This is a genomic window from Ruegeria intermedia, from assembly GCF_900129345.1.
In the GTDB taxonomy this organism is placed as follows: domain Bacteria; phylum Pseudomonadota; class Alphaproteobacteria; order Rhodobacterales; family Rhodobacteraceae; genus Ruegeria; species Ruegeria intermedia.
Genome location: NZ_FQVK01000004.1, coordinates 61952 through 87554 on the forward strand (window position 1 = coordinate 61952; position 25603 = coordinate 87554).

General features: G+C 64.4%; 33 protein-coding genes. 24 read left to right on the forward strand and 9 right to left on the reverse strand.

Annotated elements, in window-relative coordinates; genetic code table 11:
* Window positions 1–171 precede the first annotated feature (171 nt).
* Window positions 172–1503, forward strand: coding sequence for a trigger factor (gene tig, locus F3H26_RS04260; RefSeq protein ID WP_149774831.1), 1332 nt, complete (start codon window positions 172–174; stop codon window positions 1501–1503).
* 166 nt (window positions 1504–1669) lie between these two features.
* Here the strand turns inward: tig and F3H26_RS04265 are convergent, their stop codons facing one another.
* Both F3H26_RS04265 and F3H26_RS04270 read right to left on the reverse strand, forming a co-directional pair.
* Window positions 1670–2524, reverse strand: a complete 855-nt coding sequence (locus tag F3H26_RS04265; protein ID WP_149774832.1) for an acyl-homoserine-lactone synthase — start codon at window positions 2522–2524, stop codon at window positions 1670–1672.
* A gap of 97 nt (window positions 2525–2621) precedes the next feature.
* Window positions 2622–3266 carry a helix-turn-helix transcriptional regulator gene (locus F3H26_RS04270; RefSeq protein ID WP_149774833.1) on the reverse strand — a complete coding sequence of 215 codons (645 nt, stop codon included), beginning with the start codon at window positions 3264–3266 and terminating at the stop codon, window positions 2622–2624.
* Between the two features lie 54 nt (window positions 3267–3320).
* Here F3H26_RS04270 and F3H26_RS19370 point away from each other — a divergent pair, with 54 nt between their 5' ends.
* Window positions 3321–3491, forward strand: coding sequence for a hypothetical protein (locus tag F3H26_RS19370; protein WP_188127687.1), 171 nt, complete (start codon window positions 3321–3323; stop codon window positions 3489–3491).
* A gap of 70 nt (window positions 3492–3561) precedes the next feature.
* Here F3H26_RS19370 and F3H26_RS04275 read toward each other — a convergent pair whose 3' ends face one another.
* The 4 genes from F3H26_RS04275 to rpsF all read right to left on the reverse strand — a co-directional run bounded on the left by F3H26_RS04275 (window position 3562) and on the right by rpsF (window position 5440).
* Entirely contained in the window at window positions 3562–4047 is a 486-nt protein-coding gene (locus F3H26_RS04275) for a lytic transglycosylase domain-containing protein (RefSeq protein ID WP_149774834.1), read from the reverse strand.
* A 153-nt stretch (window positions 4048–4200) separates the two neighbouring features.
* The gene (gene rplI / locus F3H26_RS04280) at window positions 4201–4818 is read right to left on the reverse strand and encodes a 50S ribosomal protein L9 (RefSeq protein WP_149774835.1); all 618 of its coding nucleotides are present in this window, start codon (window positions 4816–4818) and stop codon (window positions 4201–4203) included.
* Between the two features lie 12 nt (window positions 4819–4830).
* On the reverse strand, window positions 4831–5058 hold the full coding sequence (rpsR, locus tag F3H26_RS04285) for a 30S ribosomal protein S18 (protein WP_005982441.1): 228 nt from the start codon (window positions 5056–5058) through the stop codon (window positions 4831–4833).
* 28 nt (window positions 5059–5086) lie between these two features.
* Window positions 5087–5440 carry a 30S ribosomal protein S6 gene (rpsF, locus tag F3H26_RS04290; RefSeq protein ID WP_149774836.1) on the reverse strand — a complete coding sequence of 118 codons (354 nt, stop codon included), beginning with the start codon at window positions 5438–5440 and terminating at the stop codon, window positions 5087–5089.
* Window positions 5441–5722: 282 nt separating this feature from the next.
* Here rpsF and F3H26_RS04295 point away from each other — a divergent pair, with 282 nt between their 5' ends.
* Together F3H26_RS04295 and F3H26_RS04300 are read left to right on the forward strand one after the other, a co-directional pair.
* Window positions 5723–6241, forward strand: a complete 519-nt coding sequence (locus tag F3H26_RS04295) for a hypothetical protein (RefSeq protein ID WP_149774837.1) — start codon at window positions 5723–5725, stop codon at window positions 6239–6241.
* A gap of 128 nt (window positions 6242–6369) precedes the next feature.
* A complete protein-coding gene (locus F3H26_RS04300; RefSeq protein WP_149774838.1) occupies window positions 6370–6942 on the forward strand; it encodes a YceI family protein in 573 nt (190 codons plus the stop codon).
* Between the two features lie 74 nt (window positions 6943–7016).
* Here F3H26_RS04300 and F3H26_RS04305 read toward each other — a convergent pair whose 3' ends face one another.
* Entirely contained in the window at window positions 7017–8246 is a 1230-nt protein-coding gene (locus F3H26_RS04305) for a cytochrome b/b6 domain-containing protein (protein ID WP_149774839.1), read from the reverse strand.
* 171 nt (window positions 8247–8417) lie between these two features.
* Between F3H26_RS04305 and fabD the strand changes: the two genes are divergently transcribed.
* From fabD to mltG, 7 genes are all read left to right on the forward strand, one after another.
* Entirely contained in the window at window positions 8418–9356 is a 939-nt protein-coding gene (gene fabD, locus F3H26_RS04310) for an ACP S-malonyltransferase (protein WP_149774840.1), read from the forward strand.
* Window positions 9357–9391: 35 nt separating this feature from the next.
* Complete coding sequence (gene fabG, locus F3H26_RS04315) at window positions 9392–10129, forward strand: 3-oxoacyl-[acyl-carrier-protein] reductase (RefSeq protein ID WP_149774841.1); 738 nt, start codon at window positions 9392–9394, stop codon at window positions 10127–10129.
* A gap of 210 nt (window positions 10130–10339) precedes the next feature.
* Window positions 10340–10573: an acyl carrier protein gene (locus tag F3H26_RS04320; RefSeq protein WP_005982462.1), complete on the forward strand. Its 234-nt coding sequence runs from the start codon at window positions 10340–10342 to the stop codon at window positions 10571–10573.
* A gap of 138 nt (window positions 10574–10711) precedes the next feature.
* Window positions 10712–11251: a GNAT family N-acetyltransferase gene (locus F3H26_RS04325; protein ID WP_149774842.1), complete on the forward strand. Its 540-nt coding sequence runs from the start codon at window positions 10712–10714 to the stop codon at window positions 11249–11251.
* A gap of 123 nt (window positions 11252–11374) precedes the next feature.
* Window positions 11375–12118: a 1-(5-phosphoribosyl)-5-[(5-phosphoribosylamino)methylideneamino]imidazole-4-carboxamide isomerase gene (locus F3H26_RS04330; RefSeq protein WP_149774843.1), complete on the forward strand. Its 744-nt coding sequence runs from the start codon at window positions 11375–11377 to the stop codon at window positions 12116–12118.
* 193 nt (window positions 12119–12311) lie between these two features.
* The gene (gene fabF, locus F3H26_RS04335; RefSeq protein ID WP_149774844.1) at window positions 12312–13577 is read left to right on the forward strand and encodes a beta-ketoacyl-ACP synthase II; all 1266 of its coding nucleotides are present in this window, start codon (window positions 12312–12314) and stop codon (window positions 13575–13577) included.
* A complete protein-coding gene (gene mltG, locus F3H26_RS04340) occupies window positions 13578–14738 on the forward strand; it encodes an endolytic transglycosylase MltG (protein WP_149774845.1) in 1161 nt (386 codons plus the stop codon).
* 119 nt (window positions 14739–14857) lie between these two features.
* On the opposite strand, the gene F3H26_RS04345 is transcribed toward mltG, so the two are convergent.
* Entirely contained in the window at window positions 14858–16111 is a 1254-nt protein-coding gene (locus F3H26_RS04345) for a DEAD/DEAH box helicase (protein ID WP_149774846.1), read from the reverse strand.
* A 518-nt stretch (window positions 16112–16629) separates the two neighbouring features.
* Here F3H26_RS04345 and F3H26_RS04350 point away from each other — a divergent pair.
* Together F3H26_RS04350 and F3H26_RS04355 are read left to right on the forward strand one after the other, a co-directional pair.
* Entirely contained in the window at window positions 16630–16974 is a 345-nt protein-coding gene (locus F3H26_RS04350; protein WP_149774847.1) for a hypothetical protein, read from the forward strand.
* Window positions 16883–18253 carry a DNA-packaging protein gene (locus tag F3H26_RS04355; protein ID WP_449421232.1) on the forward strand — a complete coding sequence of 457 codons (1371 nt, stop codon included), beginning with the start codon at window positions 16883–16885 and terminating at the stop codon, window positions 18251–18253. The genes F3H26_RS04350 and F3H26_RS04355 overlap by 92 nt, the downstream gene beginning before the upstream one ends.
* On the opposite strand, the gene F3H26_RS04360 is transcribed toward F3H26_RS04355, so the two are convergent.
* Window positions 18254–19096, reverse strand: coding sequence for an SDR family NAD(P)-dependent oxidoreductase (locus tag F3H26_RS04360; RefSeq protein ID WP_149774848.1), 843 nt, complete (start codon window positions 19094–19096; stop codon window positions 18254–18256). It lies immediately after the preceding gene.
* Between the two features lie 192 nt (window positions 19097–19288).
* Between F3H26_RS04360 and F3H26_RS04365 the strand changes: the two genes are divergently transcribed.
* From F3H26_RS04365 to F3H26_RS04415, 11 genes are all read left to right on the forward strand, one after another.
* On the forward strand, window positions 19289–20461 hold the full coding sequence (locus F3H26_RS04365; RefSeq protein WP_149774849.1) for a phage portal protein: 1173 nt from the start codon (window positions 19289–19291) through the stop codon (window positions 20459–20461).
* On the forward strand, window positions 20454–20678 hold the full coding sequence (locus F3H26_RS04370) for a GTA head formation protein, RCAP_rcc01685 family (protein ID WP_093962401.1): 225 nt from the start codon (window positions 20454–20456) through the stop codon (window positions 20676–20678). Before F3H26_RS04365 ends, F3H26_RS04370 begins: the two co-directional genes overlap by 8 nt.
* A 26-nt stretch (window positions 20679–20704) precedes the next feature.
* Window positions 20705–21250, forward strand: a complete 546-nt coding sequence (locus F3H26_RS04375; RefSeq protein ID WP_149774850.1) for an HK97 family phage prohead protease — start codon at window positions 20705–20707, stop codon at window positions 21248–21250.
* Window positions 21251–21285: 35 nt separating this feature from the next.
* On the forward strand, window positions 21286–22464 hold the full coding sequence (locus F3H26_RS04380; RefSeq protein ID WP_149774851.1) for a phage major capsid protein: 1179 nt from the start codon (window positions 21286–21288) through the stop codon (window positions 22462–22464).
* Window positions 22465–22641: 177 nt separating this feature from the next.
* A complete protein-coding gene (locus tag F3H26_RS04385) occupies window positions 22642–23241 on the forward strand; it encodes a head-tail connector protein (RefSeq protein ID WP_149774852.1) in 600 nt (199 codons plus the stop codon).
* Complete coding sequence (locus F3H26_RS04390) at window positions 23238–23576, forward strand: phage head closure protein (RefSeq protein WP_149774853.1); 339 nt, start codon at window positions 23238–23240, stop codon at window positions 23574–23576. Before F3H26_RS04385 ends, F3H26_RS04390 begins: the two co-directional genes overlap by 4 nt.
* The gene (locus tag F3H26_RS04395; protein WP_149774854.1) at window positions 23573–23986 is read left to right on the forward strand and encodes a DUF3168 domain-containing protein; all 414 of its coding nucleotides are present in this window, start codon (window positions 23573–23575) and stop codon (window positions 23984–23986) included. Before F3H26_RS04390 ends, F3H26_RS04395 begins: the two co-directional genes overlap by 4 nt.
* 20 nt (window positions 23987–24006) lie before the next feature.
* Window positions 24007–24420: a phage major tail protein, TP901-1 family gene (locus F3H26_RS04400; RefSeq protein WP_149774855.1), complete on the forward strand. Its 414-nt coding sequence runs from the start codon at window positions 24007–24009 to the stop codon at window positions 24418–24420.
* The gene (locus tag F3H26_RS04405) at window positions 24420–24740 is read left to right on the forward strand and encodes a gene transfer agent family protein (protein ID WP_149774856.1); all 321 of its coding nucleotides are present in this window, start codon (window positions 24420–24422) and stop codon (window positions 24738–24740) included. Before F3H26_RS04400 ends, F3H26_RS04405 begins: the two co-directional genes overlap by 1 nt.
* A complete protein-coding gene (locus F3H26_RS04410; protein WP_149774857.1) occupies window positions 24737–24955 on the forward strand; it encodes a rcc01693 family protein in 219 nt (72 codons plus the stop codon). The genes F3H26_RS04405 and F3H26_RS04410 overlap by 4 nt, the downstream gene beginning before the upstream one ends.
* Window positions 24933–25595: a phage tail tape measure protein gene (locus F3H26_RS04415; protein ID WP_149774858.1), complete on the forward strand. Its 663-nt coding sequence runs from the start codon at window positions 24933–24935 to the stop codon at window positions 25593–25595. Before F3H26_RS04410 ends, F3H26_RS04415 begins: the two co-directional genes overlap by 23 nt.
* Window positions 25596–25603 lie beyond the last annotated feature (8 nt).

Genomic DNA, 25603 nt, shown 5'->3' on the forward strand with positions numbered 1-25603 from the left:
GTCAATCCAAGCGCCCCGGCCCAGTCCGGGGTTTTTTTTATGGGGCAGGGCGGCAAATCGGGGCGGAACTGGCACCTTGCCCCTTGCCCTTCGGCGGCTGGGCAAATAGAAGGCGTCAAATTTGCCCGGCGCGCCGCTTTGCGCGCCCCGAATCCTATGGGGACTACCAGAATGCAGGTTACCGAGACGCTGAACGAAGGTCTGAAACGCGGCTACAACATCGTTGTCACCGCCGCCGAGCTGGACGAGAAGGTCAACGAAAAGCTGGCCGAAGCCCAGCCGGAAATCGAGATGAAAGGTTTCCGCAAAGGCAAGGTGCCGATGGCGCTGCTGAAAAAGCAGTTCGGCCAGCGTCTGCTTGGCGAGGCCATGCAGGAAACCATCGACGGCGCCATGAACAAGCATTTCGAAGAGAGCGGCGACCGTCCTGCCCTGCAGCCCCAGGTCAAGATGACCAACGAGGACTGGAAAGAGGGCGACGACGTCCATGTCGAAATGACCTATGAGGCGCTGCCGGAGGTTCCCGAGGTCGATCTGAAGTCGATCAAGCTGGAAAAGCTGGTGGTCAAGGCCGATGACGCCGCCGTGGACGAGGCGCTGAAGAACCTGGCCGAGACCGCGCAGGACTTCAAAGCCCGCCGCAAGGGTTCGAAGGCGAAAGAGGGCGATCAGGTTGTCATCGATTTTGTCGGCAAGATCGATGGTGAGCCTTTCGAAGGCGGTTCGGCCGAAGACTATCCGCTGGTTCTGGGGTCGAACAGCTTCATCCCCGGGTTCGAGGATCAGCTGGTCGGTGTGAAGGCCGAAGAGGTCAAGGACGTGACCGTGTCCTTCCCCGAGGAATACGGTGCCGAGCATCTGGCCGGCAAGGAGGCCGTGTTCACCTGCACCGTGAAAGAGGTGAAAGAGCCGGTTGCCGCCGAGATCAACGACGAACTGGCCCAGAAATTCGGTGCCGAGGATCTGGACGCGCTGAAAAAGCAGATCGCCGAGCGGCTGGAGGCCGAATATGCCGGTGCCTCGCGTGCCGTGATGAAGCGCGCCCTGCTGGACGAGCTGGACAAGATGGTGTCGTTCGAACTGCCGCCGTCGCTGGTCGAGGCCGAGGCCAAGCAGATCGCCCATCAGCTGTGGCACGAAGAAAATCCCGACGTCCAGGGCCATGACCACGACGAGATCGAGCCCACCGAGGAGCACACCAAGCTGGCCGAGCGCCGCGTGCGCCTGGGCCTGCTGCTGGCCGAGCTGGGCCAGAAGGCCGAGGTGGAAGTCACCGACGCCGAGATGACCCAGGCGATCATGAACCAGGCCCGCCAGTACCCGGGTCAGGAGCGCCAGTTCTTCGAATTCGTTCAGCAGAATGCACAGATGCAGCAGCAGCTGCGCGCGCCGATCTTCGAAGACAAGGTCGTCGACTATGTGGTCGAACTGGCCGATGTGACCGAGAAGGAAGTCAGCAAGGACGACCTGCAGAAAGCCGTCGAAGCGCTGGAAGAGGAATAACCTCTGTCAGCCGGAAGCCGGCTGACCGGAATGTTCAAAGGCCCCCGCGCAGGGGGCCTTTTCTTTTGTCCGCCCCATGTCTGAGACGTCCTTCAAAAAAAAAGCGGAGCCGCCTGAAATGAGACGGCTCCGCATGGGTGGCTTTTGTTCTTATGAGGTGAGGGGGTCAGGCCTCATGAGCAAAAGCACGGGGGGTCTGAAGAAGGGCTGTCTTCTGTTCGGGCGTGAACTTGTCCGACAGCGCCTCGATAAGGTTCAGCACGGCCTGGCGTTCGGGTTCGGTCTTGGCCGCGGCCATCTGCTCGACGAAATAGGTTTCAAGCTCGGTCAGCGGTTTGTGGTCGCGGTTCGCCGGCGACATTTGTGCCGTTTCGATCTTGTCGAAAAGGTTGCGGGCCTGCTCGTCGCTCAGGAACACGTCATGGTCGATTCCCGCGTAGTTCCGGATGGACGAGATCCGCTCTTCCGAGCAATCCATCAGGGCGGCCATGGCCACGACCTTGCCCATCGGTTTGGCTGTTCCGACATAGTCGTACGGCGCATTGCCCGAACGTTGCAGGACGCGGTTCATGACCGGGTCGATGACGGCCACGGCGTCCTTGACGCCGGCTTCCATCGCATATTCGAAGGAGCCGATCATGACCTCGCTGGTGACGTAGGACACTGAATTCTTGCCCCGTCCGCGGCCAAGTTTCTTGGTGTCGACACAGAAGCGTGTCGCTTCCCATACCTGGGAGCTGCGGATCGGTGGTTCACCATCCAGGATCGAGTTGAATACGTCCGCCAGCATGTGCGGGCCGGTCGTCTGCAAGAGGCGCATGCAGCCGACGACATCACCCTCGTCACTGATGCTGACCACATGGGCGGGGTTGAGGTCGTCGAACTGGTCACGTTCCCGACCATCTTCGATGTTCACTTCCCAGCCCAGGCGATCCCCGAAAACGCGGGCGCGCAGCTTGAACATTTCGTCCAGGACGTCTTTGAATTTGTGCTGGTTGATACCATCAATTACGATGATCATTCCATCCCCCTACAGTCTGGTTACCGTAAGGTTGAGATTAACCAACTTCGGAAACGTGACTATTGGGGATTTCCCGTAATTTTCTGCCTTAATTCGGTTAACCGGGATAGATCAAGCCCAGTCCGATGGCGCGTCCGATCGCCTGCGCGGTGGTCAAAGCGCCAAGCTTCTCGCGCCCGGACCGCAAATGGACTTCGACCGTGCGATGGGAAATGCACAGAATATCTCCGATATCCTGCTGTGACTTGCCCTCGGCAACCCACTGCAGAATCTCTTTTTCGCGCGACGACAGTGTCGGCAGGTACAAGGCCTTGGCCAGAACCCCGGATTGCATCACCGTGTCATGCGCCTGAACCGCCGCCATCTGCAGATCGCCCATGACGTGGCGCTTGAGCTTTTTCCATTCCGAATCCGAGCAGTCCATGGTGACGCTCAGCAGCCCACACTCGCCGTAAGGACCGCGGACGGGGACGGTCAGGCCCCGGTCGGTGATTCCAAAATCATGTGCATCGCGGAAGACCGCATTGAACTTGTCATCGTGGTTGAAACGGCTCCAATCGACCGGCGCGATGCTTAGGGCCGACTGGTACAGAGTGGGATCAAGGTGGTGATAACCCTGCGTCCCATAATGTATCTTCCATTCTTCCGGATAGTTGGCATAGCCTTGAACGTCACCCTTCACGGGGTGCGTGGTCGCATAGGACGCATAGTCGAAGCCGAGTTCGTTACAGACGGAATCAATGAATCAATAATGTCGTAGGCCGACCGTTCCCCATGGTCAATCGCGGCCAAGTCGATGAGCTTCACCAGTTCAACCTTTGTCCCGTTGGCATTTTCCCCCGAAATGCCGGTTCTGTCCTTTGCTGTATCGACGTTGCGTCAAGTGTTGAGCAAGACGCAAGCTTTTTGTGCATATCATATTGTTGTTTTGGGCGCCATTGCCAACGGCCGCGGCGAATTTTTTTGAGACCGTCGAGCGCGATCACCGCATCGCGGATCGTCATGCTCCGATCTTGCGCCGCAGTGCGGCGGCCCTATCATTCGGTCTGCAGCCCTGTTTCCACCAACATGCCGCGTGCCTTGGCCTCGGGGTAGTAGCCCTTGGCATAAAGATATATGGCCCGATCGATGTCGCCGTCCGACAGCATCCAAGCGCCACGGAGGTATTTTCCGGCAAACTCGAGATTGGTGTCGGCATCCAGCAGCCCCTCGGGTTTGCCCTTGTAACCCATTGATCTTGCAGTCGCAGGAAGGATCTGCAGCAGGCCGTAATACGGTCGGTTCACGGCCCACGGGCGGTGGGTGCTCTCGCGGATGGCCAATTTGTGCACCAATTCCCGAGGCAGACCGTAGTGGTCGGCCCATTTGTTGATCGAGGCCCGCAATTGGGGTGTTTCGTTCGGGTAGAGCGGCGGGTCGAATGTGGTGGTCTGCGATACCACCTCCGGGCGCGAGGTGCCGCACGCAGCCAAAGGCGCGGCCAGGAACAATTTCAGAATACCGCGGCGATATTTGTCGGGCATCGGGCTCTCCTGTCATTTCGCGACCATGATAAGATTGCAACACTACGCTGCAAGCATAGGGCCAGGCGTCGGCTGAATGCTGCCCGATCGGCCAGCAAATGAAAAAGGCCGCGCGTCCGCGCGGCCTTTCCCGAAAACGCGTTCGTCGAGAACTCAGGCCTTGGCTTCGTCGCCTTCGGCCGGGGCCTCGGCGGCCAGGTCGTCGTCCTCGGACGCGGCCGAGCCGATGTCGTCGAACAGTTCGGCAATCTCGAAATCGGCAGCTGCCTCTTCCTCGGCTGCCAGTTCCTGGATCGATTTGCCCGAGGCCTGCAGTTCGGCTTCTTCTTCCGAACGGGCGACGTTCAGCTTGATCTCGACCTCGACCTCGGGGTGCAGGCGCACTGCAACGGTGTGCAGGCCCAGTTCCTTGATCGGGGCAACCAGCGCGACCTGCTTCTTGTCGACGCTGAAACCGGCAGCGGTTGCGGCTTCGGCCGCGTCACGCGGGGTGACCGAGCCGTACAGCGCGCCCGCATCCGATGCCGAGCGAATCACGATGAACTGCTGACCGTCCAGCTTTTCGGCCAGAGCCTCGGCTTCTTTCTTGGTTTCCAGGTTGCGTGCTTCCAGCTGCGCTTTCTGGGCTTCGAACGACGCGATGTTGGCTTCCGATGCGCTCAGGGCCTTGCCCTGGGGCAGCAGGTAGTTGCGCGCGTAGCCGGGCTTGACATCGACGACATCGCCCATCTGACCCAGTTTCGCGACGCGTTCCAGAAGGATAACTTGCATGTCAGTCTCTCCTTACTTCACGGCGTAGGGCAGCAGGGCGAGGAAGCGGGCGCGCTTGATGGCGCGGGCCAGTTCACGCTGCTTCTTGGCCGAAACGGCGGTGATGCGCGACGGAACGATCTTGCCGCGCTCGGAAATGTAGCGCTGCAGCAGACGGGTGTCCTTGTAGTCGATCTTGGGCGCGTTGTCGCCCGAGAACGGGCAGACCTTGCGGCGGCGGAAAAACGGTTTTGCGGCCATGGTTTGGTGTCCTTTCCTCAGGCGTTGATCAACGGCGCTCGCGGCGGCCTTCGCGCTCGTCGCGCTTCTGCATCTGAACCGACGGGCCTTCTTCGTGTTCATCGACCTTGATGGTCAGAACGCGCATCACGTCGTCATGCAGGCGCATCAGGCGCTCCATTTCCTGAACGGCGCCGGCGGGGGCGTCGGTTTTCAGAAAGGCATAGTGGCCCTTGCGGTTCTTGTTGATCTTGTAGGCCATCGTCTTGACGCCCCAGTACTCGCTGTCGACGAGCTTGCCGCCGTTGTCGGCCAGTACAGTGCCAAAGTGTTCGATCAGGCCCTCGGCCTGCGCGTTGGACAGGTCCTGACGCGCGATCATTACATGCTCATACAGTGGCATGTTCACTCCTGTTTGTATCAAGGCGCATTTCATAGGCGGGGTCAGAACCCTCCGCGACCCTGCCACGAGAGGCTGCGCGATTCATGCGATTTGCGAAGGATGGCCCCGTATACACGTTTCTGGCACGGGGGCAAGACCTGTCCGGGCTTGCGGTCGGGGTCGTGGTTTTTCCACCCGATTGACACCCCGCCGCCCAATTCCTGACGTTTTTCGAGCCGACCCTTCCGACAAATCCGGCACCCATCGGGGCCACAGAATTCGGACATGGACAGGGTAAAGAAGATGGCGGTCACGAACACCAACACGTTCCAGCAGGCACAGACCGGCAAGGCCTATGACAAATCGGTTCCGGTGCTGATTACCTTCGCCCCCAACTGGAAGGCGCGGCTGGTGCTGTTTCGCGTGGTCGGCGCAGCGCTGATCATTGCGGCATTCTCGATGTGGCTGATGCCGGGGTCGATTGCCGGCGCAGAGGTCTGGGGGTTCAAGCTGATCGTTTCGATGCTGTTCCTTCTTTTGGGTGTCAGCCTGCTGACGATCGAGGTGCTGGACCCGCGTCCCGACGCCTATTTCGATCCGATCCGCCGCGAGGTGCGGGTGTTGCAGAAAAATGAAAACGGTCGCCCGCAAACCGTTCTGCGCCGGTCCTACGAAAGTCTGGGCGGTGCCCGCTTTGTCGACGATCAGGTCGAACTGTTCGAAGTGGATGGCAGCCTGTTGATGAAGCTGCCCCTGCAATCGGCGGATGTCAGCCGGGCGCTCAAGGGGCAACTCAGCGGAAACGTAACGATTTTCGCCTGAAATTCCGTCTGTTCAAAAAAGAACAGAACTTGTGAGATTTAAATGGATTGTGTGCCGCCCTTGGGCGGCACATTTTCTGTGGCAAGCAACCCACTGGGTTTGCGGTCACATCATTTTCGGAGATCGACATGAAAACCACCCTTCTTGCAGCCGCGCTTGCCACCACTGCCACCGCTGCCTTCGCCGCGCCCGAGAAATACGTTCTGGACCCAAGCCACAGCCAGGTGATCTTCAGCTACAACCACCTGGGCTTTTCGACCACCACCGGCATGTTCTCGGGTTTTGAGGGCGAGATCATGTTCGACCAGGAAAACCCCGCCGCGTCCAGCGTGACGGTGTCGATGCCGGTCATGTCGATGATCACCGGCTGGAAGCCGCGCGAAGATCACTTCATGTCCGAAGACTTCTTTGCAGCAACCGAGGACGAGATGGTGACGTTCACCTCGACCGGCATCGAGGTGACCGGCGAGACCACCGCCAAGATCACCGGCGACCTGACTCTGAACGGCGTGACCAAGCCGGTCGTTCTGGATGCCAAGCTGAACCAGGTGGGCGAGCACCCGATGGCCGGCAAGCCCTGGGCAGGCTTTGACGCGACCACGACACTGGTGCGCAGCGATTTCGGGCTGGGCAAGTTCGCGCCATTTGTCAGCGACGAGGTTGCCATCCGGATCTCGATCGAGGCGCAGAAGGCCGACTGATCCGATCCGGGATGTGAAAGAGAAAACCGCCGGCGGCCTGCGCCCCGGCGGTTTTTTTCATGCTTGCGGCGCGCTTATTCGGCGCTGCGCGTGGCCGTCAGATTGACCGAGACGGTAACGCCGAAGGCGAGCGAATCCTCTTGCGGCAAGGTTTTGCCGATGCCGAAATCCAGCCGGTTCAGATCGACCGATCCTGCCATCCGCGCTGTGTCGCCCCGCAGGTCAAGGATGAAGGGCAGCACGATGTCGACGGACTGGCCCCGGATGGTCAGAGGGCCGCGCGCCTCGTAGCCGGTTTCGGTCTTGACCAGATCGGCCTGGAACCGGGCGGTCGGGAATTGGGCGGCATCGAAGAAATCGGGGCCCATGGCCTGATCCGTCACGCTGCCCAGGGTCAGCGAACCGATCGACACCGTCACGTCCACTGTCCCCGCCGGCCCCGGCGTTCCGGGGTCGTCGAAGGTGATGGCGGCCGTCCAATCGGCGAACCGGCCGGTCACCGGGTTGCCCAACTGGGTGATCGTGATCGCCAGTTCGCCGTCCTGCACCTGCCAGTCCGATTGAACCTCTGCCAATTCGGCAGAGCCGGCATCGGCCCGTGTCCCGGCGCCAAGCATGCCGGTCGCCCAGCCGCCCGCCAGTACCGCGATCCAGACAATCGCTGCCGCGGCAGCGGGCGCCGCGGAATGGGTCTGGTCGGGCGGGGTCGGCGCGTCGGACTGCCCCGGCAGCATCCGGCGCAGGGTCGAATCCCCGTCGATGACGTGGTGCTTGAGCGTGCCCGCGACGTGCAGAACCAGGGCGACCACCAGCACCAGCATGAACAGCCAGTGCAGCGCCGCCATCAATTCGGCCAGCTGCGGAGATTTCGGTACCAGCGGCAGGTTCTGGCCGAAGGGCCACAGGATGGGCGCAAAGCCCTCGGTCGCGGCATGGTCGATCCAGCCTGACAGCGGAACCAGCACCAGGGATCCGTACAGCAGCCAATGCACCGTCTCGGCGGCGAAGGCCTCGGGCTTGTTGTCGGCGTTCAGAAGGCCCGGCTTGGGTTGGCTGAGCGCCCAAAGGATGCGCGCCAGCGCCACGAAGAACACCGTGATCCCGACGGTCTTGTGCAGCGAAAACAGGCGGGCAGCGCGGGCGATGTCGGCCTCGGTCGTGGGGATCGCCGGGTCAGAGATCGCATGCGCGAGGTCATTGGCGATCCAGCCCAGCGGCAATGCGGTAAGGATCAGCAGGGCGGTCAGCCAGTGGAAGGTCTTGGTCACGCTGCCATAGCTGGCAGGGGTGTTGGTCAGGGGCATGGGTGGTACGCTCCGGATTTGGCTTTTGCGCCAAGGTAGCGGCCCGGCGGGGCGACACAATAGCGTGCTGCGCACAGGCGGGGTGCCATAATGCAGAGTGCAGGCAATGCTTGTGCCGGACCGCCACTCGGTTTACACCCCGCGCAACCTGACGTCATCCAAGAGGTTGCAATGACAATCGCGTTTGTTTTTCCGGGGCAGGGTGCCCAGACCATCGGCATGGGCAAGGCGCTGGCCGACGCATATCCGGCCGCCAAGGCCGTGTTCGACGAGGTGGACGAAGCGCTGGGCGAAAGCCTCAGCAGCCTGATCTGGGATGGCGACATCGAGACCCTGACCCTGACGCAGAACGCGCAGCCGGCGCTGATGGCCACGTCGATGGCGGCGATGCGCGCGCTGGAGTCCGAAGGCGTTCAGGTGACTCGGGCGGCTTTCGTTGCGGGCCATTCCCTGGGTGAATATTCGGCGCTGGCCGCGGCCGGCGCGCTGAGCGTGGCCGATACGGCCCGCCTGCTGCGCACCCGCGGTCAGGCCATGCAGAGCGCCGTGCCGGTGGGCGAGGGCGCGATGGCCGCGATCCTGGGGCTGGACCTGGATGCGGTGCGTGCCGTGGCCGAGGAAGCGGCACAAGGCGATGTGTGCCAAGCCGCCAACGACAACGATCCAACGCAGGTCGTGGTGTCTGGGGCCAAGGCCGCCGTTGAACGCGCGGCCGAGATCGCCAAGGCGAAGGGCGCCAAGCGCGCCGTGATGCTGCCGGTCAGCGCTCCGTTCCATTGCGCGCTGATGCAACCCGCCGCCGAGGTGATGGCCGAAGCGCTGGCAAGCGTCGAAATCAAGGCGCCTGCGGTTCCTCTGGTGGCCAATGTCCGCGCCGAGGCGGTCACCGATCCCGACCTGATCCGGCAATTGCTGGTCGAACAGGTTACCGGCTCGGTCCGTTGGCGCGAATCCGTTCAGTTCATGGTGGCCCAAGGCGTGAACGAAGCGTGGGAGATCGGCGCGGGCAAGGCCTTGTCCGGCATGATCCGCAAGATCGACCGGGCCGTGGCCTGTACCGCCGTCGGATCCCCCGAGGACGTACAGAAAGCCATTCAGGCGGAGGCGTGACGACCGCCCGCAGCACAATCCAAGAGGATACAGGTATGTTTGATTTGACTGGAAAATGCGCCCTGATCACCGGGGCTTCGGGCGGGATCGGGGGAGAGATCGCCCGCACCTTGCACGCCGCTGGGGCCACTGTGGGCCTGTCGGGCACGCGCGTCGAGCCGCTGCAGAAGCTGGCGGATGAACTGGGCGAGCGCGCGCATGTTCTGCCTTGCAACCTCAGCGACCCAGAGGCCGTGGCCGCGTTGCCGAAACAGGCGGCCGAGGCGATGGGTGCGGTTGACATTCTGGTCAACAACGCAGGCATCACCCGCGACAACATCTTCATGCGCATGTCCGACGAGGAATGGCAGAGCGTGATCGACGTGAACCTGACCGCGACGGCCAAGCTGTGCAAGGGCGTTCTGCGGGGCATGATGAAGGCGCGCTGGGGCCGCATCATCAACATCTCGTCCGTTGTCGGCGCAACAGGCAACCCGGGTCAGGTGAACTATGCCGCGTCCAAGGCGGGCATGGTCGGCATGACCAAGTCGCTGGCCTACGAGGTTGCCAGCCGGGGCATCACCGCAAATGCGGTAGCGCCGGGTTTCATCACCACCGCCATGACCGAAAAGCTGACCGACGACCAGAAGGCCGGCATCCTGGCGCAGGTGCCCGCCGGTCGGATGGGCGAGCCGTCGGAAATCGCGGCGGCCGTGCTGTATCTGGCAAGCCCCGAGGCGGGCTATGTTACCGGAACCACCTTGCATGTGAACGGCGGCATGGCCATGTTGTAGGCGCATCGCGGGGCAGGTGCGAAAGCGTTTGCCTCTTGCGTCGTCTGTGCTATAGGCGGCGCATGCAATCAGGGGCCGGTCGTTCAGGTCGGCCTTCTACTTTCCCGGAGACCCGGGACCCAAACCGCCCGGATCGGGCACATCAAGGCCACCCCGAGCGGGCAAGGGCAGAACCGGGCAGACCGCCCTGAAACGGAATGAGGAATAGACATGAGCGACGTCGCAGATCGCGTTAAAAAGATCGTTGTTGAGCACCTGGGTGTTGAAGAGGACAAAGTCACCGAGAACGCGTCCTTCATCGACGATCTGGGCGCGGACAGCCTGGACACCGTTGAGCTGGTCATGGCTTTCGAAGAAGAGTTCGGCATCGAGATCCCCGATGATGCGGCCGAAACCATCCAGACCTTCGGCGACGCCGTGAAGTTCATCAGCGAAGCTTCCTGATCGCTTGAATTTTCGGGAAAACGGCGCTTCCGGGCAACGGAGGCGCCGTTTTTCTTTGCGCCGGCCATTTCCGGCTTGCCTCGCCCGGCCAGGATTTGCTCTGGTCTGGATGCAGGCAGGTTCTGAACGGGCAAGGGCATGATAAGATCCACCCCGACGATCAATACCGCGCGGCTGACCCTGCGCGGGATGCGACCCGAGGATTTCGAGCGGTTCGCCGAGATCTGGCGCGACCCGGATGTCGTGCGTCATATCGGCGGCAAACCGCGTACACGCGGCGAGGCCTGGGATTCCTTTCTGCGCAATGCAGGCCATTGGCAGATGGCCGGGTTCGGCCAATGGGGCGTTCTGCTGCAATCGAATCGCACTTTGATAGGTCAGGCCGGGTTCTTTTACGGCAACCGCTGTCTGGGCGAGGATTTCGACACCTTCCCCGAAGCCGGCTGGGTTCTGGCGCCCGAGGCGCATGGGCAGGGATATGGGTTCGAGGCCGCGCAAGCCGCGCATGACTGGTTCGACCGGATCATGCCGGGCCCGCTGGTGGCGATGATAGATGCCGATCATCAGCCGTCGCAGCGACTGGCCGCCAGGCTGGGCTATGTCGAACTGCGCGAGACCCGGTTTCGCGACACGGCCGTCAAACTGTTTCGTCGGGATGGCCCGCCCGCGCGTTTCTGAAACGCAACTTTCCGCCCGTTGCCGCAAATGGCGCCCGGTTTGCCGAAACTGGGAAACGGAGGCCGTTGGCGGCGACCTATGCTATCGTGGAAATCCGGAATGACTGGGCAGAGGAGTTGGCTCATGAGGATCTATCCCACGATGGAATTGCAGAATGGCCGGTGCGTCACCCTGGAAAAGGGCCGCCTGGACGAGGCGCTGATCTGGCATGTCGATCCGGTGGAAATCGCCCAGGGCTGGGCCGCGGCGGGGGCGGAATGGATGCACCTGACCGATTTCGACGCGATCGAAGGCCGCGACACCAATGCGGAACTGGTCGAACGCATTATCCGCAGCGCGGAAATTCCCGTGCAACTGGCCGGCGGCATGCGCTCGCGCGAGCAGGTCGAGCACTGGATCGACAAGGGGGCCGGGCGCATCGTGATCGGAACCCTGGCGGCGCGTGATCCGCAACTGGTCAAGGAACTGGCCAAGCTGCATCCCGACCAGATCGTGTTGGCGGTGGACGTGTGGCAGGGCCATGTGATGACCGAGGGCTGGCGCAGCCAGAGCGCCTTCACCCCCGAGGCCTTCATCGAGGCCTTCGCAGACGCCCCGCTTGCCGCGATTCTGGTCACCGACATCGACAGCGACATGGAGGATGTCGAGGCGCAGTTGGGCCTGATTTCAGGGTTGGCCGCGCAATCGCGCACGCCGGTGATCGCCAGCGGTGTCGTGCGCAGCGCCGACGATATCTCGCGGCTGGCTTACATCCCGAACATCTCGGGGGCCCTTGTCGGGCGCGCATTGTTTCGCAAGCGCATCGATCTGTCCGAGGCGTTGGCGGTGGCAAAAACCGCACATGAACCTGTGGCGCAGTTCCAGTAACGCAACAAAACCCGTCCGGGCCGCCCCGACAGGTTGCCGGGGGCGGCTCCTGTAGTTTGCCCCGGCCGTGCGCGGTGTGCGCCGCGCGGGCAGGCGGCAAGCTGCCGGTGCGGAATACGCTGTTGCTCTTGCCCCCGGCCCCTTGGCCGGGGTATGAGCGGTTCTCAAACAGCAAGCAGGCAAGAGGCATTTCATGCGCAGAGTCGTTGTAACCGGTCTGGGATTGGTCACTCCACTGGCCAGCGGGGTCGAGGAAACCTGGTCGCGGCTGCTGGCCGGCGAGTCGGGTGCCGGCCCCATCACCTTGTTCGATGCCGAAGCCGCAGGGGTCACCACGACCTATGCCTGCGAAGTGCCGCGTGGCGACGGGACCAACGGGACCTTCAACCCCGATGACTGGATGCCGCCGAAGGAACAGCGCAAGATCGAGGATTTCATCCTGTATTCGATCGCCGCGGCCGAGATGGCCTGCAAGGACGCGAACTGGCTGCCCGAGGACGAGGAAGAGCGTCTGCGCACCGGCGTGCTGATCGGGTCGGGCATCGGCGGTCTGGGCTCGATCGCGGAAACCGCCAACCTGATCCGCGACAAGGGTCCGCGCCGTGTGTCGCCGTTCTTCATCCCGGGCGCGCTGATCAACCTGGCCTCGGGTCAGGTTTCGATCCGCTTTGGCTTCAAAGGGCCGAACCATTCGGTGGTGACCGCCTGTTCGACCGGTGCCCACGCGATCGGCGATGCCAGCCGCATCATCCGGTCGGGCGATGCCGACGTGATGATCGCCGGCGGCGGCGAGGGCTGCATCTGCGAGATCGGGATTGCCGGTTTCAACGCCTGCAAGGCGCTGTCGACCAAATATGCCGACAACCCCAAGGCCGCCAGCCGCCCCTATGACGTCGACCGCGACGGTTTCGTGATGGGCGAGGGCGCCGGCATCGTGGTTCTGGAGGAATACGAGCATGCCGTGGCCCGTGGTGCCAAGATCTATGCCGAGGTTCTGGGTTATGGCATGTCAGGGGATGCCTATCACATCACGGCTCCGGCCGAGGATGGCGATGGGGCGGAACGCTCGATGAAGGCCGCACTGCGCAGCGCGGGGCTCGAGCCGAAGGACCTGGACTATATCAACGCGCATGGCACCTCGACCATGGCCGACACGATCGAGCTGGGCGCCGTTGAGCGGCTGCTGGGCGAACATGCCGGCAAGGCGACGATGAGCTCGACCAAATCGGCGACCGGGCACCTGCTGGGGGCCGCTGGCGCGATCGAGGCGATCTTCTCGATCCTGGCGATCCGCGATCAGGTGGCCCCGCCGACGATCAACCTGGACAACCCGGCGGTGGAAACGCCGATCGACCTTGCGCCGAATGCCAAGCGCGAGCGGGAAATCAACGTGGCGCTGTCCAACTCGTTCGGGTTCGGCGGCACCAATGCCAGCGTGATCTTCGGAAAGGTCAAATAAATGTGGCGCGCGCTGGCCTCGAACATGCTGACCCTGCTGGTGGTCGGCATGTTCTTGCTGGGCGGGCTGATCCTGTGGGGGCAGTCGCAGTACAAGGCGGAAGGCCCTCTGGAAACCGCGATCTGCCTGCAGGTAAAAAGCGGCAGCAACATGACCGGGGTCAGCCGCCAGTTGGAAGATCAGGGCGCGATCAGCAGCGCCACGATCTTTCGCATGGCGGCCGATTATACCGACAAGGCGCAGCAGCTGAAGGCGGGCAGCTTTCTGATCCCCGAAGGTGCCTCGATGGCCGAGATCATCGACGAGATCACCCGCAGCGGCGCCAGCACCTGTGGCACCGAGATCGAGTATCGCATCGGTGTCACCCGGACTCAGATCCGCGTGCGTGAACTGGATCCGGCGACGCTGGAGTTCGTCGAGATCGCCTCGTTCGTGGTGGGCGAAGAGGACGCGCCCGAGATCTACCAGGAAAAGCGCAACAATCCTGACACGCGGTACCGTGTCTCGGTGGCCGAGGGTGTGACCAGTTGGCAGGTGGTCGAGGGGCTGAAGGCGGTGGACGCGTTGACCGGAGAGGTGGCCGAGCTGCCGCCCGAAGGCATGCTGGCCCCCGACAGCTATGAGATTTCGCCCGGTGACGACCGCACCGCGCTGCTGCAGCAGATGCAGGACAAACAGCAGGCCCGGATCGCCCAGGTCTGGGAGACCCGTCAGGAGGGGCTGCCGATCGAGACGCCGGAGGAGATGCTGATCCTGGCCTCGATCATCGAGAAGGAGACCGGCATCCCGGAAGAGCGCGGCCAGGTGGCCAGCGTGTTCATCAACCGTTTGCGCAAGGGCATGAAGCTGCAGACCGATCCGACGGTGATCTATGGCGTGACCAAGGGGCAGGGCGTTTTGGGCCGGGGTCTGCGGCGCAGCGAGTTGCGGCGGGCGACCCCCTGGAACACCTATCTGATCGATGGATTGCCGCCCACGCCGATTGCCAACCCGGGACTGGCCAGCTTGCGGGCCGCCGTCGCGCCGGACGAGACCGATTATGTCTTCTTCGTTGCGGATGGCACCGGTGGCCATGCCTTTGCCGAAACCCTGCAGGAGCACAACCGCAACGTCGCCAAGTGGCGTGAGATCGAGGCCGAAAGGAGCGGGTCGGGGAATTGATCCGCGCGGACCCGAGCAAGGGTGATCAGGCCGATATGGCGATCTGTCCGGTTTGATCGTTCGACGAGTATTCAGGACTCGAAGACCGGCGCGCATGTGGAATGCGCGCCGGTCTTTTGTTACGCTGCCGATTTGCGGCGCGGGCGGCGCCGGCGGTTGGCGGCGCCATTCGCACCTTGCGGTTTTGGTCCGCCGCGACGGTTGCGCTGACGCCCGCCGGGTTTGGCGGGTTTCTCCGAGGCGAGCGGAGCGGTTCCGCTGGCCACGGGGATTTCGATCTTCATCAGCTTCTGGATCTGACGCAGCAGATCGTATTCGTCCGGCGCGCAGAAGGCGATGGCTTCGCCTTCGCGGCCCGCACGCGCGGTGCGGCCGATGCGGTGGACATAGTTGTCGGGCACCTCCGGCAGGTCATAGTTGATGACATAGGCCACGCCCGGAATGTCGATGCCGCGGGCGGCCACGTCGGTGGCGACCAGCACGGTGACCTCGCCCGCGCGGAACGCCTTGATGGCGCGGTCGCGCTGGCCCTGGCTTTTGTTGCCGTGGATCGAGGCGGCGTTGTAGCCGTCGGCCACCAACCCCTTCATCAGCTTTTCCGCGCCGTGCTTGGTGCGTGCAAAGACCAGTGTCAGGGCGTCGGTGTCCTGCGACAGGATCTGGCGCAGCTTTTCGGGCTTGCCGGGTTTGCTGACGAAATGCACCGACTGAGTGATCTTGTCGGCCGCCTTGCCCGGGGGCGAGACCTGCACCCGTTGCGGGTTGGTCAGGTAGGCGCGGCTGAGCTCCTCCATCTGTTTCGGCATGGTGGCCGAGAACAGCATGGTCTGGCGCGGGGTGCCCAGTTCGGGCGCGATCCGGCGCAGGGCGTGGATGAAGCCCATGTCGAGCATCTGGTCGGCCTCGTCCAGCACCAGGTGCCGGACCTGGCCGAGATCCACCGCGCCACGCTCCATCAGGTCGATCAGGCGGCCGGGGGTGGCCACCAGGATGTCGGTGCCGCGCGACAGGAACATGACCTGCTTGTTGATCGACTGCCCGCCGACCACGGTGGCCACGCGCAGTTTCGTCTTTTTGGTGAGTGTGCGCAGGCTGTCGGCGATCTGGTTCACCAGTTCGCGGGTGGGGGCGAGGATCAGAGCCTTGGCGGTTTTCGGCGCCGGTTTGCCGGGCTGGGCCAGCAGGTGGTCGATCAGCGGCAGGCCAAAGGCCAGCGTCTTGCCGGTGCCGGTCTGGGCCAGGCCCAGGATGTCATGACCTTCCAGGGCCAGCGGGATGGCCTGGTTCTGGATCGGGGTCGGTTGGGTGAATTTGGCGCGTTCAAGCGCATCGTTCAGGGCTGGCGCAAGGCCAAGCATGTCGAAATCGAACAAGTAGTCTTCCTTTGTGGTCCGCGCCTGCATCTGCAATGTGCGAACGAGAGTCACTGATCGCGCGGGATGCGCGACCGGCAGGGGTTGTGCGTGGCCTCGGGATCAGCAGGCGAATCCTGCGGCATCCGGCCGACGCGTCGAGAACCCTGCGTGAATGGGAACTGGAGATATGGGGCGCTGTCGGACCTTGGTTCTGGTCCGCGTGCTCACGCGGCAGCGCTGAGGGGACACATGAGGGCTGCGGCGCGGAATGTCAAGCCGCGTCGGCGGATTGGTGTGGAACGGTGGCTTGTCTGGTATCCGGGGCGGGCCGAGTGAGGGGTGAAAATTGAGATTTCGTTAACCCCGACAGTGCGTTAGCTGTTGCGCGCTGTTGCGCGGTACCTTGACTTGGCGCGCGGTTTCGCGTATAAGTTGTGTCATGCTAGAAGAAGTGGGCAGCGGCCCCGGGGCGACCCGGCGGCCGTTTTTCATTTCTCTCGTGCGGAAATCACTCACGCATGAGGTCACAGGCAAACATGACTTTGATTACCCCGGAAGAGCGGATGTCCCGGACGGCCGAGCTGTTGCAGTCGCTGGAGGTGTCCATTCGCGGTTTGCGGCAAGCGGCGGAAGACCTGCGCAGGCGGATCGAGGCCGGGGAGGATGCAGACCTGGCGAGTTCAGCCAGACAACTCGGGCAGCTAGAGGGGCTGATCCGAAGTTGCCAGAAAGTGGAGACAAGCTTTGTCGAACAATGTCACAGACAAGCGGGAATTGCCCAAGGGGGCTATGCGCTCGACCTTGAGCGGGCCCGATCTGAGATCGGGTGCCGATTGGCTCGCCTCCGCGCCTGCTGCGGTGCGGGACAGATTTCTGAGTGAGATCGGGGAGGGGGGGCTGTGTGCCCTCCCTTTCCTGTTCGAGTTCTGGGCGCTGCCGCATCAGCTGCCGCCCGAGGGCGACTGGCGGTCATGGGTGATCATGGGCGGGCGCGGCGCGGGCAAGACGCGGGCCGGAGCCGAGTGGGTGCGATCCATGGTCGAAGGGGGCAAACCTTTCGACGAGGGTGAGGCCCGGCGTGTGGCTCTGGTGGGCGAGACCTTTGACCAGGTGCGCGACGTGATGATCTTTGGCGACAGCGGGATCATGCAGTGCTCTCCGCCTGACCGGCGGCCGCAGTGGAAGGCGTCGGAACGCAAGCTGGTCTGGCCCAACGGGGCCGAGGCGCAGGCCTTTTCGGCGCATGATCCCGAGGGGCTGCGGGGGCCGCAGTTCGATGCGGCCTGGGTGGATGAGCTGGCCAAGTGGAAAAAGGCGGGCGAGACCTGGGACATGCTGCAATTCGCGCTGCGGTTGGGCGAGCGGCCGCGGGTCTGTGTGACCACGACGCCGCGCAACGTGAAGGTTTTGAAGGATCTGCTGGCGGCGCCGTCCACGGTGGTGACCCATGCGCCGACCGAAGCGAACCGGGCCAACCTGGCGGAGTCATTTCTGGAGGAGGTGCGGGCGCGTTATGCGGGCACACGGCTGGGGCGGCAGGAACTGGACGGGGTGCTGCTGGCCGATGCCGAGGGGGCGTTGTGGACCGGCTCGATGTTGGATGCGGCGCGGGTCAAGGCGGTGCCCGAGCTGGACCGTGTGGTGGTGGCGCTGGACCCGGCGGTGACGGGCGGGTCGGGCGCCGATGCCTGCGGGATCGTGGTGGTCGGCGCGCAGCTGCAGGGGCCGCCCGAGGACTGGCGCGCCTATGTGCTGGCCGACCGGACGGTGCAGGGCGTTGGCCCGGCGGGCTGGGCGCGGGCGGCGATTGACGCGATGGACGAGTTCGGGGCCGAGCGGATGGTGGCCGAGGTCAACCAGGGCGGGCAGTTGGTGGAAGAGGTGGTGCGGCAGGTGGACCCTCTGGTCCCGTTCCGGGCGGTGCGGGCCTCGCGCGGGAAGGTGGCGCGGGCCGAACCTGTGGCGGCGCTGTATGAACAGGGACGGGTGTTCCATGTTGCCGGGCTGGAGGCGCTGGAGGAGCAGATGTGCCAGATGACCGCGCGGGGGTATGAGGGGCAGGGCTCGCCCGACCGGGTCGATGCGCTGGTCTGGGCGCTGCATGAGCTGGTGGTGGGGCCGGCAGCGGCCTACCGGCGGCCGAGGGTGCGGGTTTTGTGATCAGCCCTCGGGCTTTTCGAACTTTGCGAAGGCCTCGGCGTAGTCGGGGTGCCAGCGCGAGAGGGCGGGGCGGTTGTGGATGATGTCCTCGACGGCCCATTGAACGCGACGGCGGTCGCGTTCGGCATCGACGACGTTGTCGGGGCAGAGGATGTAGAAATCGCCCAGGGCCATGCGGTCCAGGAAATAGTCGACGGTCTGCTCGCTGGTCCAGGCGGCGGCTGGTTTTTCGGGCAGGAATGACGCGATCATGCCGGTATAGGTAAAGCCCGGAACAAAGAGATGCGCGGTGATCGGCGCGCCGGCCTGGCGCAGCTCGTGCGCGAGCTGCTCGGTCAGCGTTTTGACGGCGGCCTTGGACACGTTGTAGCCGGGGTTGCCCGGCGGAGATGTTATCCCCTGCTTTGACCCGGTGTTGATGACCACGGCCGGGCGATCGGCCTCGATCATGCGGGGCAGGAAGGCGTGGACGCCGCGCAGCACCCCCAGAAAGTTCACGTCGAGAATTTTCCGCCAGTTGTCGAATGACTCCCATGTTTTCGTCGGCAGGCTGATCCCTGCATTGTTCATCAAGACGGCAACCTGCCCGGCGGCGAAAGCTGTTTCGGCGAGGTTTTCGATGTCGGCTTGCGAGGTGACATCCGTCGGCACCGCGGTGATGTTTGCCGCGTCAAAGCCTGCCTTCAGGTCTTGCGTCGTTTCGTCGAGCGCTTGTCCCGGAAGGTCGGCGAGTATGACGTCCAGCCCGGCCTGGGCAAAACGTTGTGCCGCGACGCGCCCGACTCCGCTGGCGGCACCGGTCACGACGGCGATCCCGCCGGTTTTCACTGCGCTTTCATACATGGCTGGTCCCTCGTGATGCTCAGATGCAGAGGGTAGCGCATTTCTGTCGGATGCCGAGGTTTATCCTGCGGGCACACGTTCCCAAGCCGTTGCACAACCGCCGTACGCCCCATTCCCGAGGCCTAAAGATCTTTCCGTCATAACTCCTTTCAACAAGCCGGGCAGAGCGGCGGCAGAAAGGAGCATCTGGACATGGTATTCGATTTCTTGCGTCGTGGATCGGCTGAGAAAGCCCCCGAGGCAAAAGCAAGCGCAGCCGGGCCGGTGGTGGCCTGGCAGACCGGTGGGCGCGTGGCCTGGAGCCCGCGGGACACAGCCTCGCTGACGCGCACGGGGTTTTCGGGCAACCCGGTGGGGTTCCGGTCGGTCAAGCTGATTGCGGAGGCAGCGGCGGCGCTGCCGCTGGTGCTGCAGGACGATGCGCAGCGGTACGAGACGCACCCGGTTTTGCGCCTGATGCGCCGTCCGAACGCGGCGCAGGGCAAGGCCGAACTGCTGGAAGCGCTGTTCGGGCAGCTGCTGCTGTCGGGCAACGCCTATGTCGAGGCGGTGCAGGCCGAGGGCGGGCTGCCGGTCGAGCTGCACGTGCTGCGCTCGGACCGGATGAGCGTGGTGCCGGGGGCGGATGGCTGGCCCAGGGCTTATGACTATACCGCCGGGGGCAAGACGCACCGGTTCCCGGCTGAAGCCATCTGCCACATCAAGTCGTTCCACCCGCAGGATGACCATTACGGGTTCTCGCCCATGCAGGCGGCGGCGATGGCGATCGACGTGCACAACAGCGCCTCGCGCTGGTCGAAGTCGCTGTTGGACAATGCCGCGCGGCCCTCGGGGGCGCTGGTGTGGAAGGGCGGCGACGGGCAGGGCGTGATGGCCGAAGAGCAGTTCCGCCGCCTGAGCGATGAGATCGAGGCGAACTATCGCGGGGCGCGCAATGCCGGGCGTCCGATGGTTCTGGAAGGGGGGCTGGATTGGAAGCCGATGGGCTTTTCGCCCTCGGACATGGAGTTTCAGAAGACCAAGGAAGCCGCCGCCCGCGAGATCGCGCTGGCCTTCGGTGTCCCGCCGATGCTGCTGGGGATCCAGGGTGACGCGACCTATTCGAACTATCAGGAGGCCAACCGGGCGTTCTATCGCCTGACCGTTCTGCCCCTGGTGACGCGGGTGGCGGCGGCGTTGTCGGACTGGCTGTCGGGCTTTACCGGCGAAGATCTGGTGCTGAAGCCCGATCTGGACCAGGTGCCGGCGCTGGCGGCGGAGCGCGATGCGCAATGGGCGCGGGTGGCCAATGCCGATTTTCTGACCGAGGCCGAAAAGCGTGCTCTGCTGGGCCTGCCGGCGCTGGCGGAGACGGCGGATGGCTGACACGCCGGGATACCCGCCCTTTGACTGCGCGCCGGGCCTGCGTCTGGCCGCGCATGAGAGGGTGGCCGAGATCCAGCATGCGCATCTGTGCAGGCGGCTGGATCAGATCGAGGAAATGATGGAACGGCTGGAGCGGCGGTTGTGGCTGACGGTCTATGGCGTGGCGGCGGTGATCCTGGCGCAGGCGTTCCAGTCATTCCTGACGGTGGCGCCATGAATTCAGTGGCTTACGAGGAGTTGTTCATGGATTTGGAACGCAAGTTCGCGCGGTTCGGCGATGGGCTGTCGGTGACCGAGGATGCGGTGATCGAAGGCTATGCCAGCCTGTTCGGCCAGGTCGATCAGGGCCGCGACGTGGTGCAGAAAGGTGCCTATGCCGCATCGCTGGCCGGGCTGAAGGCGGCCGGTCAGCGCGTCAAGATGTTGTGGCAGCACGACCCGGCCCAGCCCATCGGCGTGTGGGACGAGGTGCGCGAGGACGAGCGCGGCCTGTGGGTCAAGGGGCGGCTGCTGGAAAGCACCCAGAAGGGGCGCGAAGCGGCCGAGCTGATCCGCGCGGGTGCGCTGGACGGGCTGTCGATCGGCTATCGCACCAAGCGGGCCGTGAAGGATGACAAGGGCCGGCGGCTCTTGACGGAACTGGAGCTGTGGGAGGTGTCGCTGGTGACCTTCCCGATGCTGCCCAGTGCGCGGGTGGCGGCAAAGGGGACGGACCCCGATGCCGAAGACACCTGGCGCAGTATTGCCGAGGTGTTTCAAAGCGCCCGGCAGGAGCTGGCGCGACCCTAGCGCGCCTCAACCCCCCACCCAGAAAGGAAGTGCTGATGAGCAAGACCGAGACCGCGGCCTTGACCGGAGAGGGTGTGCCCCTGGTTCAGGAGGTGAAGCAGGCGATGGCTGGCTTCGTAAGTGAATTCAAGGGCCTGAAGGCTGAAGTTCAACAGAAAATGCAACAGACAGAAGAGCGACTGACCATGCTGGATCGTAAATCAACCATCGCGGCGCGCCCGCATCTTGCGGCCTCGACCCTGGAGGAAGCGCCGCACCAGAAGGCCTTTGACGCCTATGTGCGTTCGGGCGACGATGACGCCCTGCGCGGGCTGGAGATGGAGGCCAAGTCGCTGTCGACCGCCGTCAACAGCGATGGCGGCTACCTGGTCGATCCGCAGACCGCCGAGATGATCAAGTCGGTGCTGAAATCCACCGCCTCGATCCGCTCGATCGCGTCGGTCGTGAATGTCGAGGCGAATTCGTTCGACGTGCTGATCGATCATACCGATGTGGGCGCGGGCTGGGCCGATGAAACCGCCGCCACCACCGAGACCGGCACCCCGTCGATCGACCGCATCTCGATCCCGCTGCACGAGCTGAGCGCACTGCCCAAGGCGTCGCAGCGGCTGCTGGATGACAGCGCGTTTGACGTCGAGGGCTGGCTGGCCGGTCGCATCGCCGACAAGTTCGCCCGCGCCGAGGCGGCGGCTTTCATCGACGGTGATGGCATCGACAAGCCCAAGGGCATCCTGAGCCATCCGGCGGTGGACAATGATGTCTGGACCTGGGGCAACCTGGGCTATGTGCCCACCGGTGTTGCGGGCGGCATCGATGCGGATGCGATCGTGGACGTGGTCTATGCGCTGGGCGCGCAGTACCGCGTGAACGGCACCTTCGTGGTGAATTCGAAAACCGCGGGCGTGATCCGCAAGCTGAAGGATGCCGACGGCCGCTTCCTGTGGTCGGACGGCCTGGCGGCCGGCGAGCCCGCGCGTCTGATGGGGTACCCGGTGCTGATCGCCGAGGACATGCCCGATCCGGGCACCGACAGTTTCTCGATCGCGTTCGGTGACTTCTCGGCCGGCTATACCATTGCCGAGCGCCCCGACCTGCGCGTGCTGCGCGATCCGTTCAGCGCCAAGCCGCATGTCCTGTTCTATGCCACCAAGCGCGTGGGCGGCGACATCAGCGACTTTGCCGCGATCAAGCTGGTGAAATTCGGCATCGCATAAGCGGTGACGGATCCGGGGGGCCGGTGGGCCGGTCCCTCGGTCGGCGGGCGCGGGCCGGGGTGAGATCCCCCGCGTTGTCTAGCTGCTCCCCTCCGTCCGAGCAACGTGGGGCGGCACGTGCCCGCCATTTTCCAAGGATGCGGCCCCCGGAGGGGTCCGAGATTGCGGAGTGAATGGATGATGTTGATCGAAGAAACCGCCATCGCGGATACGGCGCTGCCGGTGGATCAGTTCAAGGCGCATCTGCGGCTGGGCAGGGGGTTTGCCGAGACCAGCCTGCAGGATGACGTGTTGAAAGGGTTCCTGAGGGCGGCGATGGCCGCGATCGAGGCGCGCACGGGCAAGGTGCTGATATCGCGCAGTTTCACCTGGACCCTGAGCCGGTGGCGCAACGACGCGGGCGAGGTTCTGCCGGTCGCGCCGGTGACGCGCATCGACGCGGTGACGCTGACCGACGCGCAGGGCGCCCAGCAGGTAGTGGCGCCCGAGACCTACCGTCTGGAGCGGGACAGCCAGCGCCCTTGCCTGAGGCCGATGGGGGCTTGCCTGCCCTCCATTCCCGCCGGTGGAGAGGTGACCATTGCCCTGACGGCCGGGATGGCGGCGGACTGGGGCGGGCTGCCGGCGGATCTGGGGCAGGCGGTGCTGCTGCTGGCGGCGCATTACTATGAGTATCGCGACGAGACCAGCCTGGGCGACGGCTGCATGCCCTTCGGCGTGACCAGCCTGATCCAGCGCTATCGCATGGTGCGCTTTGGCGCGGGGGTGCTGCAATGAGCGCCCCCCGCCTGAACCGGCAACTGGTGCTGGAGGCCCCGGTACGGGTGGCCGATGGCGCGGGCGGCTATGCCGAGACATGGACGCCGCTGGGCACGCTGTGGGCCGAGGTGACGGCCCGCACGGGGGCGGAACGTGCGGTCGCGAGTGTTCCGGTGTCGCGCGTGAGCTACCGCATCGTGGTGCGCGGCGCGCCCGAGGGATCGTCGATGCGCCCGGCACCCGATCAGAGGTTTCGCGAGGGCAATCGTCGCTTCGTGATCCGCGCCGTGGCCGAATACGACGCGGCCGGGTGCTATCTGACCTGTTTCTCGGATGAGGAGGTGGCGGCATGAGCTATGGCGTTTCGGCGGCGCTGCAGGCGGCGGTGTTCCAGCAATTGGTGGCGGATGCCCAGGTGGGCACGCTGAGCGGCGGCGCGATCTATGACGCGGTGCCTTCGGGGACGGTTCCGCAGACCTACGTGACGCTTGGCCCCGAGGAGGTGCGCGAAGCTTCGGACAAGACGGGGCAAGGCACGTTGCATCGCTTCACGGTGTCGGTGGTGTCCGAGGCGGCCGGGTTCGGCGCGGCCAAGACCCTGGCCGGGGCCGTTTGCGACGCGCTGGACGGGGCCGCGCTGACGCTGGATCGGGGGCGGCTGGTGGGGCTGTGGTTCGAGCGGGCCTCGGCCCGGCGCACCGGGACCGGCGGCGCGATCCGGCAGATCGACCTGAAATTCCGCGCCCGCGTGGAAGACAACTAAGCAATCAATGGAGAGAGCATATGGGTGCCCAGAACGGTAAGGACCTGCTGGTCAAGGTGGACATGAACGGCACGGGTCTGTTCCAGACCATCGCGGGGCTGCGGGCCACGCGGATCAGCTTCAACGCGGAAAGCGTGGATGTCACGACGCTGGAAAGCCAGGGCGGCTGGCGCGAGCTGCTGTCGGGGGCGGGGGTCAAGTCGGCCTCGATTTCGGGATCGGGCGTGTTCAAGGACGCCGGAACCGACGAACGCGCGCGGCAGCTGTTCTTTGACGGCGAAACGCCCGCCTTCCAGGTGATCATCCCCGATTTCGGCATCGTCGAAGGCCCGTTCCAGGTGACCGGGATCGAGTATGCCGGCTCGCACAATGGCGAGGCGACTTATGAGATGAGCCTGGCCAGCGCCGGCGCCCTGACCTTTACGGCGCTGTGATGGTCAATCCGTGGACGGGTGAGGTGGCGCTGGTGATCGATGGCCAGCGCCGGGTGCTCAAGCTGACGCTGGGTGCCTTGGCCGAACTGGAGCAGGAGCTGGGCGCAGGGTCGCTGGTGGAACTGGTGCAGCGGTTCGAGAGCGGCGCCTATTCCAGTCGCGACGTGATGGGCTTGATCGTTGCGGGGCTGCGCGGAGGCGGCACGGATGTGACCCGCGCCGACATGCTGCGGGCCGAGATCGAGGGCGGACCGATGGCCGCCGCGCGGGCGGCGGCCGAGTTGCTGGCGCGGGCCTTCATGGTGCCGGGTGAGTCATGAGCGGCTTTGACTGGCCCGGCCTGATGCGGGCCGGCCTGCACGGGCTGCGGCTGACGCCGGATCAGTTCTGGTGTCTGACCCCGGCGGAACTGCGGCTGATGCTGGGGCAGGGCCGCGGGATTCCGGCGATGAACCGGGCACGGCTGGACAAGCTGCTGGCCGCCTGGCCCGACAAGATACAAGGAGAGCGTGATGACGGATCGGGACGGGTTTGACGACCTGCAGGAGCGCGGCGAGGCGCTGGGCGATGCCCTGGGCGATGCCGCCACGATGGCGGCGGCCTTCGACGCCCAGATGAAGCGGATCAGCGCCGCCTTTGAAGAGACCGGGAAGGATGTCGCCACCCTGGAGCGCGGCATGTCGAGTGGCCTGCGCAAGGCCTTCGACGGCGTGGTTCTGGACGGCATGAACCTGTCGGATGCGCTGGACGTGCTGAAGAACTCGATGATCCGCACGGCCTATTCGGCGGCGATCAAGCCGGTGACGGATCACTTCGGCGGCATGCTGGCCAATACGGTCGGCGGCCTGGTGCAGGGGCTGCTGCCCTTTGCGGATGGCGGCAGTTTCGCTCAAGGGCGCGTCATGCCCTTTGCCAATGGCGGCGTGGTCACCGGGCCCACCATGTTTCCGATGCGCGGTGCGACCGGGTTGATGGGCGAGGCCGGCCCCGAGGCGATCATGCCGCTGGCGCGCGGACCCGACGGCAAGCTGGGCGTACGCAATTCGGGCGGCGGAGGGGCGGTGAACGTGGTGATGAATATCACCACGCCCGACGTGCAGGGTTTCCGCCGCAGCCAAGGCCAGATCGCGGCCCAGATGAGCCGCGCCCTGGGGCGCGGCAATCGCAACCGCTAGATTGGGGA

Excerpts from the sequence above, each read along its gene's own strand:
- mltG (WP_149774845.1), top strand. The coding sequence starts at position 13,578 with ATGTGGCGCGCGCTGGCCTCGAACATGCTGACCCTGCTGGTGGTCGGC.
- fabF (WP_149774844.1), top strand. The coding sequence starts at position 12,312 with ATGCGCAGAGTCGTTGTAACCGGTCTGGGATTGGTCACTCCACTGGCC.
- F3H26_RS04295 (WP_149774837.1), top strand. The coding sequence starts at position 5,723 with ATGGCGGTCACGAACACCAACACGTTCCAGCAGGCACAGACCGGCAAG.
- F3H26_RS04390 (WP_149774853.1), top strand. The coding sequence starts at position 23,238 with ATGAGCGCCCCCCGCCTGAACCGGCAACTGGTGCTGGAGGCCCCGGTA.
- F3H26_RS04375 (WP_149774850.1), top strand. The coding sequence starts at position 20,705 with ATGGATTTGGAACGCAAGTTCGCGCGGTTCGGCGATGGGCTGTCGGTG.
- F3H26_RS04380 (WP_149774851.1), top strand. The coding sequence starts at position 21,286 with ATGAGCAAGACCGAGACCGCGGCCTTGACCGGAGAGGGTGTGCCCCTG.
- F3H26_RS04275 (WP_149774834.1), bottom strand. The coding sequence starts at position 4,047 with ATGCCCGACAAATATCGCCGCGGTATTCTGAAATTGTTCCTGGCCGCG.
- F3H26_RS04365 (WP_149774849.1), top strand. The coding sequence starts at position 19,289 with ATGGTATTCGATTTCTTGCGTCGTGGATCGGCTGAGAAAGCCCCCGAG.
- fabG (WP_149774841.1), top strand. The coding sequence starts at position 9,392 with ATGTTTGATTTGACTGGAAAATGCGCCCTGATCACCGGGGCTTCGGGC.
- F3H26_RS04330 (WP_149774843.1), top strand. The coding sequence starts at position 11,375 with ATGAGGATCTATCCCACGATGGAATTGCAGAATGGCCGGTGCGTCACC.
- F3H26_RS04320 (WP_005982462.1), top strand. The coding sequence starts at position 10,340 with ATGAGCGACGTCGCAGATCGCGTTAAAAAGATCGTTGTTGAGCACCTG.
- F3H26_RS04405 (WP_149774856.1), top strand. The coding sequence starts at position 24,420 with ATGGTCAATCCGTGGACGGGTGAGGTGGCGCTGGTGATCGATGGCCAG.
- F3H26_RS04415 (WP_149774858.1), top strand. The coding sequence starts at position 24,933 with ATGACGGATCGGGACGGGTTTGACGACCTGCAGGAGCGCGGCGAGGCG.
- F3H26_RS04350 (WP_149774847.1), top strand. The coding sequence starts at position 16,630 with ATGACTTTGATTACCCCGGAAGAGCGGATGTCCCGGACGGCCGAGCTG.
- F3H26_RS04305 (WP_149774839.1), bottom strand. The coding sequence starts at position 8,246 with ATGCCCCTGACCAACACCCCTGCCAGCTATGGCAGCGTGACCAAGACC.
- F3H26_RS04385 (WP_149774852.1), top strand. The coding sequence starts at position 22,642 with ATGATGTTGATCGAAGAAACCGCCATCGCGGATACGGCGCTGCCGGTG.
- rpsR (WP_005982441.1), bottom strand. The coding sequence starts at position 5,058 with ATGGCCGCAAAACCGTTTTTCCGCCGCCGCAAGGTCTGCCCGTTCTCG.
- F3H26_RS04360 (WP_149774848.1), bottom strand. The coding sequence starts at position 19,096 with ATGTATGAAAGCGCAGTGAAAACCGGCGGGATCGCCGTCGTGACCGGT.
- rplI (WP_149774835.1), bottom strand. The coding sequence starts at position 4,818 with ATGCAAGTTATCCTTCTGGAACGCGTCGCGAAACTGGGTCAGATGGGC.
- F3H26_RS04400 (WP_149774855.1), top strand. The coding sequence starts at position 24,007 with ATGGGTGCCCAGAACGGTAAGGACCTGCTGGTCAAGGTGGACATGAAC.
- F3H26_RS04370 (WP_093962401.1), top strand. The coding sequence starts at position 20,454 with ATGGCTGACACGCCGGGATACCCGCCCTTTGACTGCGCGCCGGGCCTG.
- F3H26_RS04410 (WP_149774857.1), top strand. The coding sequence starts at position 24,737 with ATGAGCGGCTTTGACTGGCCCGGCCTGATGCGGGCCGGCCTGCACGGG.
- tig (WP_149774831.1), top strand. The coding sequence starts at position 172 with ATGCAGGTTACCGAGACGCTGAACGAAGGTCTGAAACGCGGCTACAAC.
- rpsF (WP_149774836.1), bottom strand. The coding sequence starts at position 5,440 with ATGCCACTGTATGAGCATGTAATGATCGCGCGTCAGGACCTGTCCAAC.
- F3H26_RS04325 (WP_149774842.1), top strand. The coding sequence starts at position 10,712 with ATGATAAGATCCACCCCGACGATCAATACCGCGCGGCTGACCCTGCGC.
- F3H26_RS04300 (WP_149774838.1), top strand. The coding sequence starts at position 6,370 with ATGAAAACCACCCTTCTTGCAGCCGCGCTTGCCACCACTGCCACCGCT.
- F3H26_RS04395 (WP_149774854.1), top strand. The coding sequence starts at position 23,573 with ATGAGCTATGGCGTTTCGGCGGCGCTGCAGGCGGCGGTGTTCCAGCAA.
- F3H26_RS04355 (WP_449421232.1), top strand. The coding sequence starts at position 16,883 with ATGCGCTCGACCTTGAGCGGGCCCGATCTGAGATCGGGTGCCGATTGG.
- F3H26_RS19370 (WP_188127687.1), top strand. The coding sequence starts at position 3,321 with ATGAGCTTCACCAGTTCAACCTTTGTCCCGTTGGCATTTTCCCCCGAA.
- F3H26_RS04265 (WP_149774832.1), bottom strand. The coding sequence starts at position 2,524 with ATGATCATCGTAATTGATGGTATCAACCAGCACAAATTCAAAGACGTC.
- fabD (WP_149774840.1), top strand. The coding sequence starts at position 8,418 with ATGACAATCGCGTTTGTTTTTCCGGGGCAGGGTGCCCAGACCATCGGC.